General features: G+C 38.7%; 29 protein-coding genes. All 29 read right to left on the bottom strand.

Annotation, left to right across the window (positions count from 1 at the left end):
• The gene (locus AR1Y2_RS17780; RefSeq protein WP_022261447.1) at positions 1-159 is read right to left on the bottom strand and encodes a hypothetical protein; all 159 of its coding nucleotides are present in this window, start codon (positions 157-159) and stop codon (positions 1-3) included.
• A gap of 20 nt (positions 160-179) precedes the next feature.
• Positions 180-338 carry a hypothetical protein gene (locus AR1Y2_RS17775; protein ID WP_175403609.1) on the bottom strand — a complete coding sequence of 53 codons (159 nt, stop codon included), beginning with the start codon at positions 336-338 and terminating at the stop codon, positions 180-182.
• Between the two features lie 20 nt (positions 339-358).
• Complete coding sequence (locus AR1Y2_RS17770; protein ID WP_175403609.1) at positions 359-517, bottom strand: hypothetical protein; 159 nt, start codon at positions 515-517, stop codon at positions 359-361.
• A 20-nt stretch (positions 518-537) separates the two neighbouring features.
• Complete coding sequence (locus AR1Y2_RS17765) at positions 538-696, bottom strand: hypothetical protein (RefSeq protein ID WP_022261446.1); 159 nt, start codon at positions 694-696, stop codon at positions 538-540.
• Between the two features lie 214 nt (positions 697-910).
• A complete protein-coding gene (locus AR1Y2_RS07425; protein ID WP_022261445.1) occupies positions 911-1,303 on the bottom strand; it encodes a helix-turn-helix domain-containing protein in 393 nt (130 codons plus the stop codon).
• A gap of 138 nt (positions 1,304-1,441) precedes the next feature.
• A complete protein-coding gene (locus AR1Y2_RS07420; RefSeq protein ID WP_022261443.1) occupies positions 1,442-1,780 on the bottom strand; it encodes a hypothetical protein in 339 nt (112 codons plus the stop codon).
• Positions 1,781-1,792: 12 nt separating this feature from the next.
• Positions 1,793-2,122 (bottom strand): hypothetical protein, encoded by a 330-nt coding sequence (locus tag AR1Y2_RS07415; protein ID WP_022261442.1) that lies wholly within the window; start codon positions 2,120-2,122, stop codon positions 1,793-1,795.
• 12 nt (positions 2,123-2,134) lie between these two features.
• Positions 2,135-2,611 carry a hypothetical protein gene (locus AR1Y2_RS07410; RefSeq protein ID WP_022261441.1) on the bottom strand — a complete coding sequence of 159 codons (477 nt, stop codon included), beginning with the start codon at positions 2,609-2,611 and terminating at the stop codon, positions 2,135-2,137.
• 9 nt (positions 2,612-2,620) lie between these two features.
• On the bottom strand, positions 2,621-2,761 hold the full coding sequence (locus AR1Y2_RS17760) for a hypothetical protein (protein WP_022261440.1): 141 nt from the start codon (positions 2,759-2,761) through the stop codon (positions 2,621-2,623).
• Positions 2,762-2,775: 14 nt separating this feature from the next.
• Positions 2,776-2,976, bottom strand: coding sequence for a hypothetical protein (locus tag AR1Y2_RS07405; protein WP_022261439.1), 201 nt, complete (start codon positions 2,974-2,976; stop codon positions 2,776-2,778).
• Positions 2,977-3,107: 131 nt separating this feature from the next.
• Entirely contained in the window at positions 3,108-4,631 is a 1,524-nt protein-coding gene (locus tag AR1Y2_RS07400; RefSeq protein ID WP_022261438.1) for a type II secretion system F family protein, read from the bottom strand.
• A gap of 2 nt (positions 4,632-4,633) precedes the next feature.
• Positions 4,634-5,713, bottom strand: coding sequence for an ATPase, T2SS/T4P/T4SS family (locus tag AR1Y2_RS07395; RefSeq protein ID WP_022261437.1), 1,080 nt, complete (start codon positions 5,711-5,713; stop codon positions 4,634-4,636).
• Positions 5,714-5,725: 12 nt separating this feature from the next.
• Complete coding sequence (locus tag AR1Y2_RS07390; RefSeq protein ID WP_022261436.1) at positions 5,726-6,007, bottom strand: hypothetical protein; 282 nt, start codon at positions 6,005-6,007, stop codon at positions 5,726-5,728.
• Positions 6,004-6,396, bottom strand: coding sequence for a helix-turn-helix transcriptional regulator (locus AR1Y2_RS07385; RefSeq protein WP_022261435.1), 393 nt, complete (start codon positions 6,394-6,396; stop codon positions 6,004-6,006). The genes AR1Y2_RS07390 and AR1Y2_RS07385 overlap by 4 nt, the downstream gene beginning before the upstream one ends.
• Before the next feature lie 58 nt (positions 6,397-6,454).
• Entirely contained in the window at positions 6,455-6,730 is a 276-nt protein-coding gene (locus AR1Y2_RS07380; RefSeq protein ID WP_022261434.1) for a hypothetical protein, read from the bottom strand.
• Positions 6,715-6,936 carry a DUF6906 family protein gene (locus AR1Y2_RS18385; RefSeq protein ID WP_408608830.1) on the bottom strand — a complete coding sequence of 74 codons (222 nt, stop codon included), beginning with the start codon at positions 6,934-6,936 and terminating at the stop codon, positions 6,715-6,717. The genes AR1Y2_RS07380 and AR1Y2_RS18385 overlap by 16 nt, the downstream gene beginning before the upstream one ends.
• Entirely contained in the window at positions 6,896-7,057 is a 162-nt protein-coding gene (locus tag AR1Y2_RS17755; RefSeq protein ID WP_175403608.1) for a hypothetical protein, read from the bottom strand. The genes AR1Y2_RS18385 and AR1Y2_RS17755 overlap by 41 nt, the downstream gene beginning before the upstream one ends.
• Positions 7,058-7,084: 27 nt before the next feature.
• A complete protein-coding gene (locus tag AR1Y2_RS07375; RefSeq protein ID WP_022261432.1) occupies positions 7,085-7,312 on the bottom strand; it encodes a hypothetical protein in 228 nt (75 codons plus the stop codon).
• A 143-nt stretch (positions 7,313-7,455) separates the two neighbouring features.
• Positions 7,456-7,830: a hypothetical protein gene (locus tag AR1Y2_RS07370; protein WP_022261431.1), complete on the bottom strand. Its 375-nt coding sequence runs from the start codon at positions 7,828-7,830 to the stop codon at positions 7,456-7,458.
• A gap of 204 nt (positions 7,831-8,034) precedes the next feature.
• A complete protein-coding gene (locus AR1Y2_RS07365) occupies positions 8,035-8,946 on the bottom strand; it encodes a conjugal transfer protein (RefSeq protein WP_022261429.1) in 912 nt (303 codons plus the stop codon).
• Positions 8,947-8,959: 13 nt separating this feature from the next.
• Positions 8,960-9,211, bottom strand: coding sequence for a hypothetical protein (locus tag AR1Y2_RS07360; RefSeq protein WP_022261428.1), 252 nt, complete (start codon positions 9,209-9,211; stop codon positions 8,960-8,962).
• Between the two features lie 18 nt (positions 9,212-9,229).
• Positions 9,230-10,399: a lysozyme family protein gene (locus tag AR1Y2_RS07355; protein WP_022261427.1), complete on the bottom strand. Its 1,170-nt coding sequence runs from the start codon at positions 10,397-10,399 to the stop codon at positions 9,230-9,232.
• A complete protein-coding gene (locus AR1Y2_RS07350; protein ID WP_137328388.1) occupies positions 10,396-12,462 on the bottom strand; it encodes a CD3337/EF1877 family mobilome membrane protein in 2,067 nt (688 codons plus the stop codon). The genes AR1Y2_RS07355 and AR1Y2_RS07350 overlap by 4 nt, the downstream gene beginning before the upstream one ends.
• 3 nt (positions 12,463-12,465) lie before the next feature.
• On the bottom strand, positions 12,466-14,910 hold the full coding sequence (tcpF, locus tag AR1Y2_RS07345; protein ID WP_022261425.1) for a conjugal transfer ATPase TcpF: 2,445 nt from the start codon (positions 14,908-14,910) through the stop codon (positions 12,466-12,468).
• Entirely contained in the window at positions 14,897-15,286 is a 390-nt protein-coding gene (locus tag AR1Y2_RS07340; RefSeq protein WP_022261424.1) for a conjugal transfer protein, read from the bottom strand. The genes tcpF and AR1Y2_RS07340 overlap by 14 nt, the downstream gene beginning before the upstream one ends.
• The gene (locus tag AR1Y2_RS07335; RefSeq protein WP_022261423.1) at positions 15,287-15,748 is read right to left on the bottom strand and encodes an antirestriction protein ArdA; all 462 of its coding nucleotides are present in this window, start codon (positions 15,746-15,748) and stop codon (positions 15,287-15,289) included.
• Positions 15,749-15,913: 165 nt separating this feature from the next.
• On the bottom strand, positions 15,914-16,114 hold the full coding sequence (locus AR1Y2_RS07330) for an antirestriction protein (protein WP_022261422.1): 201 nt from the start codon (positions 16,112-16,114) through the stop codon (positions 15,914-15,916).
• Positions 16,115-16,129: 15 nt separating this feature from the next.
• Entirely contained in the window at positions 16,130-16,348 is a 219-nt protein-coding gene (locus tag AR1Y2_RS07325) for a hypothetical protein (protein WP_022261421.1), read from the bottom strand.
• A 63-nt stretch (positions 16,349-16,411) separates the two neighbouring features.
• Positions 16,412-17,596, bottom strand: coding sequence for a MobT family relaxase (gene mobT, locus AR1Y2_RS07320; RefSeq protein WP_022261420.1), 1,185 nt, complete (start codon positions 17,594-17,596; stop codon positions 16,412-16,414).
• Between the last annotated feature and the right edge of the window lie 202 nt (positions 17,597-17,798).

Genomic DNA, 17,798 nt, shown 5'->3' with positions numbered 1-17,798 from the left:
CTATGAAGCTGTTGTTGCTTTCTGTACGATTGTTGTAATCATCGTGTCTAAAGCGTCCCGGACTGCTGGTCCAAGAACTGCTGTTACTGCTCCGATTAAAAATACCCCGGCGAATACGGATACTCCACTCTCTGCTACAATCCCAATTATTTTTTCCATGTTTTTCTATCTCCTTTTCTTTACGATACTGATACTGCTTTGTTTGTAATTGTTGTGATCATTGTCTGTAAGGCCGTTTGTACTGCTGGCCCCAAGACTGCTGTTACTGCTCCGATTAAAAATACCCCGGCGAATACGGATACTCCACTCTCTGCTACAATCCCAATTATTTTTTCCATGTTTTTCTATCTCCTTTTCTTTACGATACTGATACTGCTTTGTTTGTAATTGTTGTGATCATTGTCTGTAAGGCCGTTTGTACTGCTGGCCCCAAGACTGCTGTCACTGCTCCGATTAAAAATACCCCGGCGAATACGGATACTCCACTCTCTGCTACAATCCCAATTATTTTTTCCATGTTTTTCTATCTCCTTTTCTTTACGATACTGATACTGCTTTGTTTGTAATTGTTGTGATCATTGTCTGTAATGCTGTCTGAACCGCTGGTCCCAAGACTGCTGTCACTGCTCCAATAAGAAACACTCCAGCAAATACTGCTACTCCACTTTCTGCTACTACTCCTATGATTTTCTCCATTCTTCTTTTCTCCTTTTCTTTATGAATCTATTGTTTTTGTTTCTTGGGGAGTTACGCTCCCCAAACCCCTAGTGTTTCAGCACCTTACAGCAAGTGAAACATGCTTCCAGGTGTCGTGTTTTTTTTTGGCGGCGCACGAATCCTCATAATTCCTCCTGTTTTCTGTAACAAAAAAAGACTGTAAATATTTTTACAATCTTTAGCCTTCATCTGGTTACCACAGTTCTACAAATTGAATTCGATCTCCGTTATACCATGTTTCCAAATACATTTTTTCTTCATAAACGTAAATTTTTTGTCTAATCCACTTTCCTGCACATTCCTTCTCATAATCATCTATAAGTGTTCCATAGTGTTCTACATCAAAGCACTTCTTTTTAAAACAACTCTCCGGGTGACCAAAAAGTAATTCAGAAAGAGAAATCCCTCCAAGATCAGCGATCTTCTCTAATCGTTCTTCTTTTGTCAGATGAATACCATGTTCCCAAGCAAAAGCAGACGCTTTTGTAACACCTCCTATTATCTGTCCAAATTCCTCTAACGTATAACCATTCTCTTTCCTGATCTTATAAATTCTTCTCCCTATTTCTTCACGATCCAGTATCATAGCACCTCCTGATTTACAGACCCTTTTCTATAATCTGATTTTGAATCAAATAAAAGAATGTGACCCTTTTCACATTCTTTTAAAATCAACGATGTTATTGAAGTCATAGACATTTTTTCCATAGCTTACCTCCTTCTTCTACTCACTTGATTGTGCCAATCTAACATAGCTTTTTCGCTCATATGTTTTGTCAGCGGAAAATAACGTATTTTTGACCTGATACTTTAGAGTAACAACGAACAAGTCGTCACTTTCTTTTGTTACTTCCAATGCTTCATATCCAGCTTCCCTTGTTTCTTCTTTACACTCTTGTATGATGTAATCTGAAAAATCAGCGGCTTTCATCTTTTGGGACATCGCCGCTTGAAATTTCTTTGCATTGTTTACCGATACTTGTGTATTGCTGTAAGAAACCAAAAACAGGCCAAACAGAATCGTTCCCATAAAAACAATGATGGCCTTTGGCAAATTGTCCATTCTATCCCTCCTTTAGAGCGCATAAGCTTCCAACTCATTTTTCGTCTGATACCGGAAAAAGAAAATCTGGATTGGATATTTTAATTCCAGCCGATAACAAGGACGGTCTTCGTAAAAACCGTCACTTGTAACGGTTAAGGTATACTCTTTTTCTCTTGCTTTCAAAAGCCATTCATCTATAACTTCTGATGAAAAATGGCTGGCCTGCATCTCTTCCACTGCTTCCGTTTGAAACTTCTGCGCTTCACTGACGGTTGCCCCGGTAAGCAGGATGGAAAGGAAGAAAAAAGCAACAAACACTAAAAACAATACGGTTGTAACCTGTGACATAATCTGCTTCATAATTCCTCCTTTCTACCTTTCTGAGGATATCCCATCCATATTGATAAGTAACAGTTTTAGACGTTTGGAATCTTTTAATCCCCTTGAATTTTTTACAACATAGAGAATGGAATACTCTTTAACAGAAGATCCCGTATTTAAATTGCTTCCTTCATACAGCGTCTTTTTTTCTTTGCCATCCTCTACCGTTACAAGATAGGTTTTGATTTGACCCGTCAAATCGCCGTCTTCTTGATCCTCTGCCTTAGCAAAAGTACGGGCATCCACGATATCCTCTTTTTTTACTTCCAGTTTTACTGTTTTCTTTGCTGTAATAGCCGGAAACCCTCTTTCCAGCAGTTCTTGATTACTTTTTGACTTCACAGTATCATTTATCTTACTCTGGTCTGACAGTTGATACATAAAAATGCCCCAAAATGCGGCAAGAATGATCCCCGCAACCACAAGTTCCACCGTCGCTTGTTTTACCAGCTTTATGACTTGTTTCATACGCCCTCCTTACCCACACAGGGCTTTTAAAAAGTCCAGCCCTGAGTGTTTCAAAAAGAGGATTGCCCCTGAAAAAAAGGCAACAAACAAGATTGTCACAAAAACGTTAAGCCCCATAGAGCCTACCTCACTGATCTCTTCATCTTCCATTTTTAATCTCCTTTTTATTCATATTTTCCTCTCACAAAAACATCCACCTGTTCTCCATTCAAAAAACTAAGAGAATACCAAGTACACCCTCTGTGAGAACCACTGCTTCCTAAACAATCTGTCCGGCAAAGATCCACACAATACTCTTCCATTTCCTGCAATTCATCTATCGTTATTTCTTCATTAGATCGCTCCATAATCTCTTTCTGCGTCACATAAAACACCTCCCTATAGTGAGTCACAAAGTACTTTAAAAACCCCGATCAGAATTGCTCCAAAAACAATTCCAATCCCATTTTCCGCTAGTTCCTGTATGATCCGGTCTAATTTCACTTCTATCACCTGCCTATACTGCTTTTAACATCATCTTTAAAAATCCCATACACAAAATAATCATGATCGTGCCGATCTGCATGACCATAACAAACGACGGGATATACATATTAGAGCCAAAAAGCGCTACCTTGTTTTCATTTTTCAAGTTTTCCGCCCGGTCAACCAACTGATTATTGTTTTCAATCAAGATTGCCAGCTGGTCAGAATTTTCCCCGCTGTCACCAATGCTATAGAGATTTCCCATCGCTGTTTGAATCTCCGGTGTTGTCACCTCATTGGCGAAATGGTCAAACGGAAGACTGGATTTTGGATGCTCTTCCATTTCAGAAAGCATCTTTTTTACTTCGTCTTTTAAAACAAACGGACATTTGTTTAAAGACTCTTTAATGGATAAGTACAGGTTTTTTCCCTGCAAAGATAAAATCACATTGGTCAGCCACACCGGGAATTTCATTTCCACAAGTTTTCTCAACCGTTTTTTTGCATTATTTAACTTTCTTGCTGGACTGGTCAGCATAAAATAAACAATTCCTACGCCAGCAATCCCTAAGTAAACATTTTTTAGAAAAATGCCTGCAAGAAAAAAAGGAACCGAAATCAACGTTTTCAACATTGCCTGTTTTCGTTCCTTTTTCTTATCCATATGACGAACAAGTTCCCAATCCCGGCTGATCTGTTCTGTATTTCCCTTGGTTGCGACTGTAAGCCAGGAATAATCTGTGGATCGTTGTACTTTTGCAAAGATAAACATATAACATCCAAGGAAAAGAGCCTGTGATATCTGGTAAGACAATTCCTTAAAAATATTGATCTGATCCCTTAACTGCATGAACATGATAGACATTGCCAAGCCTAAAATCATGCAAACAAAAATCATGACAACGGCAAGGACTCTCTGCCATTGTTTATCCTTCTGAAATTTATAAACCCGCTGTTGCCATCGGATCGTATCATTCAAAAGAATATGAAGCATTTGATGGAAGTTTCCACCTTCTTCTTCCACCCGGATTAGATAAGAGTGAAGCCGCCTGATTTCATCACAGTGGTATTCTTTTTCTATGATCTTAAAAGCATGTTGATACATGTCAGGATCATCGACATTTGTCTCGATCAGTTGAATTGCTTTTGTAATACATTCATACATCGGCTCTTCTTCCTGAAAAACCTTTCTCGTTTCCTTTAACGCCGGCAGAATCTTGTGCGGCTCCCGATCGTAACAGTTGATTAGCTGGCGCATATATTTTACAGTATCATCAAACCGCTTCTGCTCATGCAGGCGTTTGAACTCAGATAAAAACACCCGTGGCAGAAGCAAAAAGAAAATTGCACACAAAATCAGGATATATTTAATTTCCAACTGATACAGTTTTCCAAAACAGAAAACTGCAAACAGATACAAAAACAGGTTGCTGACATACTTTGTAAACGTATACTCATAACCATATCCATAAATCTCCGTCTGAAGATTTTTAAAATTAAGCAGTTGCAAGGTACTGATTTTTTTCTTCTTTTTCTTTCCTTTCTTTTTTCCCATATCTACTCCTTTCTCATAAATTCTTCCATCTGTGGATAAGGATTTTTAAATGGATTCTGAATCCCTACCCGTTTCAATTTCTTTTCAATTTCCTCTGTCAAGTCTCTGGAAATCAACTTTCCATCGTTAACGATCAACTGACACACATTGCGATCTTCCTGGTTTTTTCCAAAACAAACAATCTGTTCGATTCGGCGAATAATACGACCATCTGCCAACATTTTACGCCGAACATAAATACCAAGATTCAAATAGCTATAAGTATCACTTTCCATCTTCTCCCCAATGATTGGATCATCCATCATGTTTCGGAGCCGGACCGGGATTTTTCTAGCATCATCCGCATGAAGCGTCGTGATGCAGTTGTTTCCCGTAGAAATATTTTCAATCAGATACTTTGCTTCCGTACTCCGGGCTTCCGAAAGAAGAATCCAGTCTGTCCGAAGTCTTAAACAAGTCACAAGTGCATCTACATAACCAAAGGAAGGATTTACTTTTAATTCCACACAATCTTTCCCCGGATTCAGTTTGGAATAATGTACTTCCAAGTTATCCTCAATCGTGACCACTCTGGTCATCGCCGGAATCGTTAAAGTCAAATACTTTAACAACTCTGTTTTTCCAGCTCCCACAAGTCCTGCAATCGCTATGTTTACCTGTGCCAAAACCATACTTTTTAAAAAATACTGTATTTCCTTTGTACAGTAACCGTCTTTGATTATAGATTCATCCGTAAGTTTCGCATACGGAAGAGACTTCCGAATCGAGATAGTCTTTCCATTGACTGCCGCAGATTCATGGACAATTTCTATTCTTAACCCATTCCCTTCCGCTTCCACGACAGGATTCACAGAAGTCAGGTTTGCATTGACAGATGGAATGTTTCCAACATGGCTGGAAAACTGATTCAAAAATTCATCCGTCAAATGAACGTTTTCCACCAGATAACGACCTTTTTTCACATCGTCAACGATCAACTGACCATTGGCCCAGTTGATGTCTGTAATCTGGTCATTCTCTACAAAGGGAAGCAATGGGCCAAACTGTTCCGGCCTTAACCCTGCTAATTGTTTTTCACTCATTTTTTTGCTCTCCTATTCTTCGTCTTCTTCTTCCCCTCCGACACCTTTTGCAACATGACGCTTTGCAAGAGGAACAAGAACAAAAACTCCAAGTGCTGAAAATACCATCGCTCCAATTCCCATATACCGGACATGACGTTCCTTTGCAGTGTCTTTTGAAAAATCAGCCGCTTCTTTTACCCATTCCACTACATTCTGTTTTTCTGCTGTCACCTTTTTCGGAGCCGCCATCACAGATACGCTTCCAAACATCATCATGCATACCATAACCAACATCATCATTCTTTTCTTCATTTTTCTTCTCCTTTTTTATTTTCTTCTACATATACTTCTCTTTCACAATCCGTTTGTAAAATTTTTTGAATCAGCAATGCGTTTTTACTACAGTTACAAATCAATATTAATCGTCCATCTTCAAACACTCCATAATCACAAACAACAGGCCTTACATCATATCTCATAGAATGTCTCCTTTCTCTCGTATTACCTACAAAAACATCACCTAATGTCATTTCTTTACTCTCATTATCCATCTGTTCTAATAATAAGTCATTCGGTGTAATCTGTAATGTTTTACAAATATCCATTAGCCTATTTAATGATGGAAAATATAAACCGCGCTCCATTTGAGAATAGTTTTGATAATTCATTTCTATGGTTTTCGCAAATTCTTTTTGATTCATTCCTTCTCGTTGCCGATATTCTTTTATATTTCTGGCTATATTTTTACGATATTCCTTTTTAATTGTCTAAACCTCCTTCACCCAATCGAATTAAAAAAAACGGGAGCTTTACAACATAAATTACTGAGTATATGACCAAAACACTAGCAAAAAAGTTTTGAAAATCTTCTGCTGAAACATTCCCTTTTACAAGCCATGGAAGCCATCCATTTTGACAAACAACACAAAACAAAACAGCAAAAGAAAAACAATTCATGACACGTTGAAACAAACGACTAAAGATCTGTACAATAAAACGAATTCCCTTTAACAACTCTATTAAAAAGTGTTCCATACATCCTCCTTTCTTATTTTCTTTACCGTTCCTGTTTTCTTATGCCAAATAATTAAACAGTCCTTAGAATCCTCTAAGGCCATCCAGTTTCCCGGATTTAACCGATGTTCCGAAACAATCTCTTTCTGTTTCCTTGTCAGCTTCTTTGCTTGTTTCAATTTTTTTTCACCTCCATTTTTTGATACAATCCTTGTGAATAAAAACATCTTTTCGCTGTCTTGTTCGTATGTATTCCAAACCTTGTGTTGTTTCATCTACTGCTTTTCCACAGACCGGACAACATTTTCCGGCTACTTTTTCCCTCATTCGTTTATCCCATCTAATCATGATTACCTCTTTTAAACAATCTCCTTTCTACCACCACTCCAGGTCTAAAAACTCCTTGTCTGTCTCAGCCTCAAAATAGGGAGTGACTTCATAGTGATAAATATTCCCGCTTTGATATTGAATACAAAAATCTCCATTAGAATCACAAAAAGCACTGTGAATCGCTCCTTCCTCCCAGCGACCTCCAAGTGCTTTTTGATGCATCTTCATAACTTCTTTTGCAAATTCGATCAAATCTCCCTCAACCATATTCATTCCTTCATTCCTCCGGCATATAAAATTCTATTTCCCCGGAAACAAAAGCATCATAAAGTTCACTCATGACTTGTGTAGTCCTCATAATGCTTCGATACTTTCCGACACAAATCCAACGATTTAAAAAATTCAAACAAATCTTCTTATTTCTTTGTCCAAATTTTTCTAAATAGTATCTTTGCTTTTTCTGTGAAACTACAATCACTTTCTTTTGTTACCTTTCCACCTATTTTTTTCATTTTTATTTGTGTCACCTCCCTCATAGGAATTTCAATCCATTCCTCTTCTTTTTTGTAAACGAAATAATCCCCATGGATCATATTTTCATTTTTCAGAAGTTCTGTTATACTAGGATAAGAATTTTCGTATAACTTTTCAGAAGATAATACAACTTCTACTGATTCAAAATGTTCAAAATAAATTTGCACCTGATATTTCTGCGGTCCATAACATTTATTAAGTGCATATAACACAGCCGGCATCAAAAAAAAACCTAAAACAAAATAAATAAAGTCCATTTAGGAGTTCCTTTCCATGAATCTTCTTTCTTTTTTAAAAAAATTCATTTTCAATTTTACTTCTGCTTCTTTCCTGTTCATCTCTCTTAAAACTACTTATTACAAAGAAAAGTGGGAGCACCTCCTAACATCATTACTAGGAGGCTATCTCCTATTTCTTTTGCTTGTGGTCATTGTTTACTTCTATCGGCGAGAATCTTAACCTCACCTTACAATCATCCAGTTCCCATCCTTTTGAAGCTTCAAGTTAAACTGACTGATCTGTACTGCCTTTGTCTCCTGATCCAGATATTTGACCGCCACAGAAACTTTGATCTTCTCTCCGTCTTTCTGTATCACCGGATTTAAAAGTTCCATAAAGGAATAACTTTCCTTATTCACAGGTTTTAAAACATCCCCTTTGACATAGTAGCTGAGTTCTTTTGCCTGTGCTTGTGGATACAGTTTGAAGAATGTTTTAAGGAAATCTGTTACCTCTTGTGAAGTTTTGGAATCGACTGATCCATCTACCTCCGCAATTTCCGGCTGATAGCCGCTTTTCTCCGGCACACTGCTGATCGTTGGATTTTGAACAATGACCAGATTTCCACTTGTATCTACATGCACGACCACACGATATACAGAAGATACTTCCTTTTGTTTACTTCCCTCTTTGATCTCCTGTTTTAAAGAGAAAATCACTTTGTACTCATTGTCCTTTTCGGACGGCGAAACAGACCAAATTTCCACGTCTTTCACACTGGAAGACGTAGAAACTTTTTGTCCTAACACATCCGCATTCAAGGTCTGAAGTTCTTCTGTCAAGAACTTTCCTGCCTTTTCCGAACGATCACCTACGCCGCTGTCTCCGGCACTCCACGTATAATACGCTTCTGCAAAGTTTCGAACAAAGTTTTCTATCCCGTTTGTGTCCACTAGTTTTTCTTTTTCTACTTTCCTCTCATGCACCGTATGCATGTCAATCGCAGTAAAATTCTTGTAGATTCCAAAAGCGACACTACAAATCAAAAGAATCCACAGAAAAATTACTGATTTTCTGTGGACCCCAACTTTCATTACCCGGACTTTTTCCGGTTTCTGCTTTTTTTCTTTTTTTTGCTTTTTTATGCCTTTCATATAAGCTCCTTTCCTATTCAATCGGTGCTCCGGTATCGGGGCTGGTATCTGCTGGTTTATGTACCTCCCAATCCGAAGTGTCATGCGGTGCTTCGGTATATTCTTCCTCTGTAGTTGTCTCTACAGGTGCTTCCGTCATAGTTTCATCCTCTGTTGCTATTTCAGTCGTTGCCTTTGTCTTTTTTTCTTCTCTTGGTTTCCATATCGTACAGGCAACAAACACACATACCACCAAAACCACAATCCCTATTCCTATTTTTTTCATTTACACATTTCCTTTCTTTTATTTTGAAATTATCCAAAATGGCCCACCGGCACTGGCATCAGATTTGGCTTCACTGGCGATAAGATCAAGGCTCCATGTCTGTTGCGTTCTTTTTCTTGATCCACAATCTGCTACTGTGATTTTTCCATCTTTTATTCCCGTTAACACAATAAAGTGCCCATTATTTGTGAAATGTCCTGGCCCCATAAGAGCCACAACTAATTTCCCCGTTTTTAAAGCATTGATCACCTGCTTTTTATTTTTTTTCACTGCCTTACACTTTAGGTGATATTCCTTTGAAAGTGCCGGAACTATAGCATGCATCGTTGCGTTTCCCTGACAGTATCCATGTTTCTCCGACCAAGCACATGTCTGCCGTGGATTTACTTTTTTTCCGGTTAGCGTGGAAATACAGATTGCCATTGACGTTGGCCCACAGCCGCCACTTTTAATTGTTCCAGTACCATATGGAAGTTTCCACCATGCGGCATCTCCTTGATTATAGTACACAACCTTAAGACCACAGTTCCCTTCCAGCGTCCCAACCTCTGCGGAAGAATCTCCAGTGCTGGTGGAATAATACCGCATGACTTTTTCCGCATGGTTCGGGGTTCCTTTCGCCCCGGCGGGCATACACTCCCGGCTATACTGTTCTGAAAGTGCAAGAGTGTAAATCCCACCATGCTTCTTAATCCATGCAATCCAGCGATCCATACCGTAATTGTATCCCTGAATCGCTACTTTGATATGATCGATATCCGTAGGAGAATCCACATCCGCTTTTTTTAGGGCATCCCTTAATTCCTGTACCCCGGCGTTAATCGAACACTCCGCATGGCCTGTCGGAATTCCGTTTGGCCCTTGAACATGGCCGCCGCTTTTATTTTTTGTTACCAAACAATACAGACCATAGGCTCCTTCTGCGGCCTGCATCGGGTCTGGTTCTCTTCCTCCACTCTCTGCCATCATAAGTGCAAGTGCAAGATCGCAATATTCAGATATTTTATACTTGTCACAATATTTTTGGACCATAGGACGGCGGGCTTCAACTTCCTGTGAAATCCCGATTGCCCCAAAGTTACTGGAAGAACCAGAATCATCATCATCATCTGCAACCAGCACACACATGAATAAAACAAGCGCAAAAAAAGGAAGAGTAGCACCAGCAACTTTTCCAAGTTTTTTCATTGCTTATTCCTCCCTCTATTCTGTCTTCTTGGCATCGGCTGACTTGTTTTATCCTGATGCCCCGTATTAATAGAAGAACGTTCCTTATTCAATTCTTTTGATGCAAAGTTACCAGAAGCACGTTCTCTACTTCTTTCTTTTTCTACAAAAGAAGTTCCTCTGCCCGTAGAAGTATCGTTTGAAACATTTTGTCTTCTCTGTTCATTTTTCATTACAGAATCCTGAGAAGAGTTTTTTTCTCCTACAGGGACATTTCCCCGATTCCGATTCTTACTTTGCATCTGCTCCGAAGACGTTACCGGGCGTTTATGGACTTGTTCTCTCTGTGGCTCTTCTTTCCGGTTTTGTTTCTTCTGTTCCATTTCCCGGCGCTTTTCTCCAACCGTTTTACGATGGTTTTGAAGTTTTTCTTCCCTTTTTTCTTTACGTTCTTTCGGCTCTTCTTTTATACCTTCTTTCAAGTTCTCTACATTGCTATAAACCGCATATTTGGCTTGTGTAGGAACACTTTTGATCTTCTCTCCTGCCATTTTTGCTTTATCAACAACTTTTTGCGGCGTATCTAAGACAGCACCTATTTTTTGTCCAGTCCGTGCCCCTACATTATCTCGTTTTCCTCCTGTTTCCTGTCTGCTCAGGCTGGCTCCAACAGCACCTCCTACGGCTCCAGCCGCACCTGCGGTAACAACATTTCTAAGCCTGCGTTCCATACGTCGTGTCTGCCGCCGCAAAAACATTTGTGGCTTCCTGAAAATTCTTCCTCCTGTCTGTTGTCCATCGTTTTCCAGCTTAAACATGCCCAGAATATCAGGTAGTTTCGTATAGATACCTGCATAGGTAAGAACCTGTAAAAATGCTGTCATAAAAAATGGATAGCTTTTCGATACCGAATAAAACATCGTGGAAATACTAAATGCAACCGTAATGATTAACGTGATCCCGGCCCGGCTCATAATCGTATTAAACAACTTTTCAACACCTCTTCGGACAGTTCCCTCATATCCAGGGATCATAGACAAAAGAGCACTGATCGGTAAAAACATTGCAAAAATGATGAACAAAACTTGAGAAAGAATCATCATTCCGGCAAATAAAGCTACAAAAAAAGAAACTCCGATATTAAACAAAAACAAAAATACCACAGTTCCCAGCCGATTCCCTACTTGCGTTGTTGTTAAATTATTATTTTTCTTTTCCTCAATCTCTTTTTTTACAACCTTCTCCCGGTCTTCTCCGTCATTTTTGTTTGGACTGGTTGATTCCAGTTCTTTCACCCGGTCTTTTCCTAACTTTTTTACATCCGTGGAACCATACTGAAGGATCAGCCACGGCTGTCGGACTTGGATCGAAAATAAGTTATCCCGGATAAGATCCACACTGTCCGTTCCTTTTACAGAACTATCCGGTATTGTGATTTTCGTTCCTAAACTTAATGCCGCACTGCTTATGTCCGTAGAAAAACCATTCACCTTTTTGATAAGATCAGGGGCATAAGCAATAAATGACGCAGACACTAAAAACACAACAACAAAATTGACCACTGCATGAACCGCCTTTGTTGTTTCTCTCTTTAAAAGCCCTGTATAAATCACATAAGCACCCACAATCACAATAAAGAACAATAAAAATCCAGCATAAAAACCATCGGTAGAAATTCCTTTCTTTGTAACCCCCGCAAGTGTCTGAATATTTTTTCCAACCGTCTCAGCCATTTTGGTAATAAAATCTAATTTAAACGCTTCGGAAACGAGGTATCCCGTAGCATTCGAGATATATAAACTCAAACGCCAAATAAAGTTTGTAATCATGTACACGCCGTACATGACACTTTTTCCAATCCCGTCTCCCCAGTTCCAAGGAAGCCAATCCCATCCCGTATCTACATAGAAATCAAGCTGGTAATTATCAAGTCCATAACGAGAATACGCATGGTTTTTATCAATCGTAGAATCAACCAGTCCAGCCGCCTGGGCAACATTGCCCAAACATGCCAAAGCAATCACAATACCAATTGCAACAGCAATGATAATTCCAAGGATTTTCAATACCTTCTTTTTCTTCACTTATCATGCCCCCTTTTCCACTGGCGGACGAGTATCAAACGCATGGAACAAATCTGCAAAGACCGGATGAAATTGAATGACTCCAATATGTCCATATAAATCCTGCATTAATGCCTGACCATTCTCCAAGTTCCGAAGTCGTTCCTGATTTCCTTTATCTTCTGGATCAAGTCCAAAAAATTCCAATGTTTTTTTGATCTCTGTCAAGTCTGTGCTTCTGAACGCAAACTTGATTCCAATGTTATTTTTCATTTTTTCATCCAAAAGGTCATCCACATTCTGAGTGATGAAATAAACACCTGCGTTCATCGCACGTCCTGCACGGACGAGTTTATTACTAAGTGCTTTTCCCTGTGTTACCTGCAAGAAACTCCACGCTTCATCTAAACCCACCGCCTTAAAGACAGAGCGGTCTTCTTGAATGAAGTTTAACGCAAACGATGCAATGACGATCATCATTGCAATACTGAGGACCTCCGTGATTGTATAACTATCTGCTTCTTTATCCGGTTCCGGGAGTATCAGATCAGCAACCTGCAAAACATTTAGCTGTTTATCAAGACTGATAGACCCTTCTACCTTTCCAGATGAAAACAAAAGGATTCCTAAAGCACAGTCCGCAAAGCTTTCTATATGCGTTGCAATCAAGGACGCTTCTCTTGTCCCTTGTTTTTTTAATACGTCAATGACGCTTAAAAGCCCTGGTCTTTCACTGTCCGTGACTTCCCGGATAGCGGACATCAAAATCGGAAATTTCTCAGGATCTTTGTTGGAAATTCCTGTTAAATAAGTGAGAATATCCACCACAAGATTCTTTGCTTCCTCTCGATCCTCATAAATAATATAAGGATCTAACAGTCCGCGATTTTTTTGCTCTGATGTTAAATTTACAATATTTAGCTGATCCCTGATTTCCGGAAGATTTTCTATCCATCCTCCACGCTCGGATTTTGGATCCAGAATAAGAACCTTAGCACCAAACAATGCGGCGTAGTACATAATCATATTAGCAGAGAGCGATTTACCACCCCCTAAAGAACCTAAAAACGCCATAGCCAATGCATTCGTTACCGAACCTTTTACTCCCTGTGCCGCAAGAGCTGGCTGAATATAGACATTTTTTCCGGTATCCACATTGTACCCAATGTAGATTCCATGATCTTCTCCAAGCTGTTGCGTTGCACCAAACCCAAGACTTGCGATAAAATCAGAAGTGACATACTGAATATAGTCGTCCTCAAAACGTTTGCTTGCTGGAATAAATTCTTCAAACAAGCCTCGCATATCGCCAAACGGACGAACAAGTTTGATTTCCAGATCATCGTAAAAATCCCTAATTTCATCACATCTCATTTTGAGTTCGTCTTCGCTGTCTGCACAAACACGGATCACGTAGCTAATCTTGTACATAGAATCTTTTGTCTGATTCAAATCCGTTTCCAGTTCGGTAACATCCTCCAAAGCTTCTACTACTGTCTCAGATGATTCACTATCATTTTGATAGGCATGATCATCCAGATCCTTAAGCTCTTTCTTTTTATTTCTCACTTTTGTAAGTGCTTTTCGATTTTCTATCACTTCTATATTCATAGAAGTATCAACCGGAAAATTGAATTGCTGTTGCTGATAATAAAAAATTTCCGATCCCGGAAATTCTAACTCTCCAACAATATTAGAAATTGTAAAGCAAGAAACATAAGTTTCCTGTTTCTCTCCCACAATCTTCATAGACCGTTGTTTTTCTTCTATAAGACATCGGGATGGACGTAGAAGATCATACCTCTTTACAAGCGTTTCCCCTTTTAGTTTTTCTTTCGGAAGAGAATATTCATACTCTTCATATGGCACCGACACCTGACCATAAAGATGATCTAAAATATATCCAATATCATTTTTGGTAACTTTTCGGAACTGAAATCTCCTTCCAATCTTATTTTCCAAAAGTTTTTCAGCTTTTGAATATCGGCGAATTTCTTTGTCGCTCATACTCAGAAAATCACCCATAACTTTCCTATTTACTTCGCCTATAAAATCTCGGATAGTCTCCTTAAAAGTCTCCTTGAAATTTTGCAAATTCATTTCCTGATCATCTAAAACCAACTTAAACCCAAAAAAATAGCGATACGCCACTTGGCTATCACCAATCATTTCAACAAGCGCATCCGTCTGAGCATCAATTCTTTCCATTGCCACATCCGATAATGCGGATGTAACTAATTCCTTTGATTTTTCCTGCGTTGCCCGGATACTTGATTCCGTAGCGATCTGCAACGCATGAATATTTCCTGATCGTTGCTGAGCAATCAACTGACGAAACCTGTTATGAACCTGTTCTTTTTCTTCCGAGGAAAGAAAAGAATAATTATATGGAATCATTTCATAATAGGCATAGACTTCACCGCTTTGATTCCATATCAGATTGTTTTCAATATATTTAATCGGGAACATATAAATCACTCCTTACATATGTAATTGATTCATTCATAGTTTCTTTTTTTAATTTGACCGCTTTCCCCGCATAGGTAACTTTAGGCTGTAGATAATAAGAAAAAACCGATTTTATAAAACGATATGGTTTTTTCCCATCAAAAGCCTTTTGACTCATGAACCACGTTATCCCAACAGGAAGACAGATATACTTAATCAAAACATTTTGAATCATGGAGAATGGCGGCACATCCGCTAACATAATAATGAAAAGAAACATTGCCACAAACCACGCCATTTGACTAAATGTAACAGGAAAAGGAAGCTTAAAATCATTAATAGAATATAAAACTTTTTCTACACTCCATATATTCGTAAAACTTTTTACTTTTTTCAACTATTTTCTCCTTTCAATGACACTTGTTTCTGTAATCAGAAAATCTCTTTCTGCTTCCAGATCAGTTGCATAAGCATCCAAGTCAATGTCCTTCCTCCGGGCTTCCGATAATTCAGTTTCCAGCATCCTTTCTGCCACATCCCACATCGACCTACAACATCGATAATATTCTAATTCATCAACATGATTCAGCAACTCAAAAATATTACTGAACCACTTTTTCCTTATTTCTTCAATATCTTCTATCGGAATAAAATCCGATATTGATTCTATTTGTTCACATGCACGATTTAATTCCTCTAAATCATATTCCCCTTTTTCCAAGAAAAAAGGAAGTTCTGTATCTACGACTACATAACTTCCTTTCCCTAAAATATATTCAACTGCTGTGACATTCGTAGGCATCACAAACCATGTCCCTGTTTCATCTTTACTTTCTTTATTTTTTAAACAAACTCTCACTTTTTCCCCTTTCTTTCTATTCCATATTTTTTCTCTAGCTATGCGGCCGCAACTCCGTCCTCCTTTCTCAATTAAATTTTAAATAAATTACTTTTGTACCATTCCTTCACCCCCTACCCCCTATGCCCATCTCCCATAGGGGGAATCTCATTTTTTTGTTTTGGCTTATCTTTTATATTCGCAGATTCCATAGTCTGTTACTTCATAATTTCCTGTTCGGTACAAGAAATCTCCATAGTCTGCATAATCTATGTATTTTCGGATGGGATCCGGAATATCTCCTAATTCCCCATCTATAATAAGTTTTCGATAAGCCAACTCCTCCATAGACTTACATTCAGGATAAATTCGACATTCCTGATCCATTTTTTACTTCCCCCTCTATCCTATAATTTTCTTAAACAGATTTAATAACAATGTTTTTACGCCCGCCGTATTGAATACTAAACCTACCGCAATAAGAGCAACAACGCCAAACCCCAAAAGTTTCGTCATCTCTCTTTTAAAAAGTAGATAAACACCAATAACAGAGATACCAACTAACACTAAAGGCTGTAAATTACTAGTCAACCAACTCTGAATGTTTGCACCAAAATTCATTTTCTATTTCCTTTCTATTATTATCTCATTAATTTTTAGTTACGTTAATTTTCCATTTTTCAACTACATTAAAATCACCTCCTCAATGGAGGCTTTTTCCTGTTCCAATATTTTCTTTTGCTTCTTTGTCAATTCCGCATGTTCTACCATTTCATTCAATAGGTCTGTCTCCCGTATGGCATCCAGACCTAAAACCATCTTTAAAGTCGGAGCTACCTGTCTAGCAATCCAATTCATTGTCCTATCCAATGTGTATGGTTCCGGGGCAGTTGTAAGTTTTAACTTTCCCCGGTTTTCTCCAATAAAACACGCCCAACGAATATTCGTTTTCCAATCCGCCCGGCGTTTTGTATCATCCCGGTCTATAAACCGGATATAATAATTAATAATTGAAAAGACTGTTGTTTCCAGATCGTAACGATATAAAAGATCCTCTACAGTATGCTGTGCCCGATCATCTTTAAGTCTTAGCTCAAACCGATTTTTGATGGGCGTTTCATCTACGGGAATACCAAACTTGATATACTGCTCATAATCTTTCTCATATAAACAGATGTAAACATCCGATTTTAAGGATCCAATATAGAGTGTATTTCCCATTCCCAAACGATCTTCTTCTCTGTTTCTAATCAATTCTCCGGAGCGATAAGACTTAAAGGTACGAAACCTTGTAATACACTCACGATCCTGACATTTCCTTGTCAGTTCTGGTACACTCAAGATCCCGGTCATATCATTGATCGCCAAATCAAGCCGTTTCATGACGGCTTTAACCGACATACAAGCTTGAAAAAAATCAAACCACGATCGGCCTTGTGCTTCCAAGAAGCTTTCATACTGCCGACATCCCTTTCCTTTTAACTCTAGCAACACTCCTTTCTCTACATCATCCGATGCCATGATAAAAATATTTCCGATAACATAACTTTCTTGATAATTGTTTGGTGCATGATCTTCATGCACCATAAAATCAATATTCAGTTTCAAAATTTCTTTGATGATCCATTCGACTTCCGTCGTTGGAAATCGAACTTTTACGTAATCAAAAAGAAGTGTCAGCGACGCTTCTGGATTAAACCTTTCCAAAATTTCTTCCATCACTTTTTTTGTATCATCCGGTGGAACAGCTTTTCCACCTTCAATTTGATTTAGGTACTGTCGACTAATTCCTAGTGCCACGGAAAGTTTGCTTTGCGAAATACCGTAATCAAGACGCTTTTTTCTAAATTCTTGTACCCATGCATTCATTCATACCTCCCAATTCTCAATTAAAAAAAAAGTGTCAACTAGAGGCATTCTTGTTGACACCCTGAAAAAGTCCTCTAAGCCCTGATGTTTACAGGACTTTTAGACTGTTGACAGTTGCATTTGTACCCCCCTGTTAGTGTCCGGGGGTTTTAATTTGCTGGTGCGGCAAGCCGCACCAGCAACAGGCGACACCTACGGCTTC

The organism is Anaerostipes rhamnosivorans (assembly GCF_005280655.1).
Taxonomy (GTDB): Bacteria; Bacillota; Clostridia; order Lachnospirales; family Lachnospiraceae; genus Anaerostipes; species Anaerostipes rhamnosivorans.
This window is presented reverse-complemented; position numbering and strand designations above follow the sequence as displayed.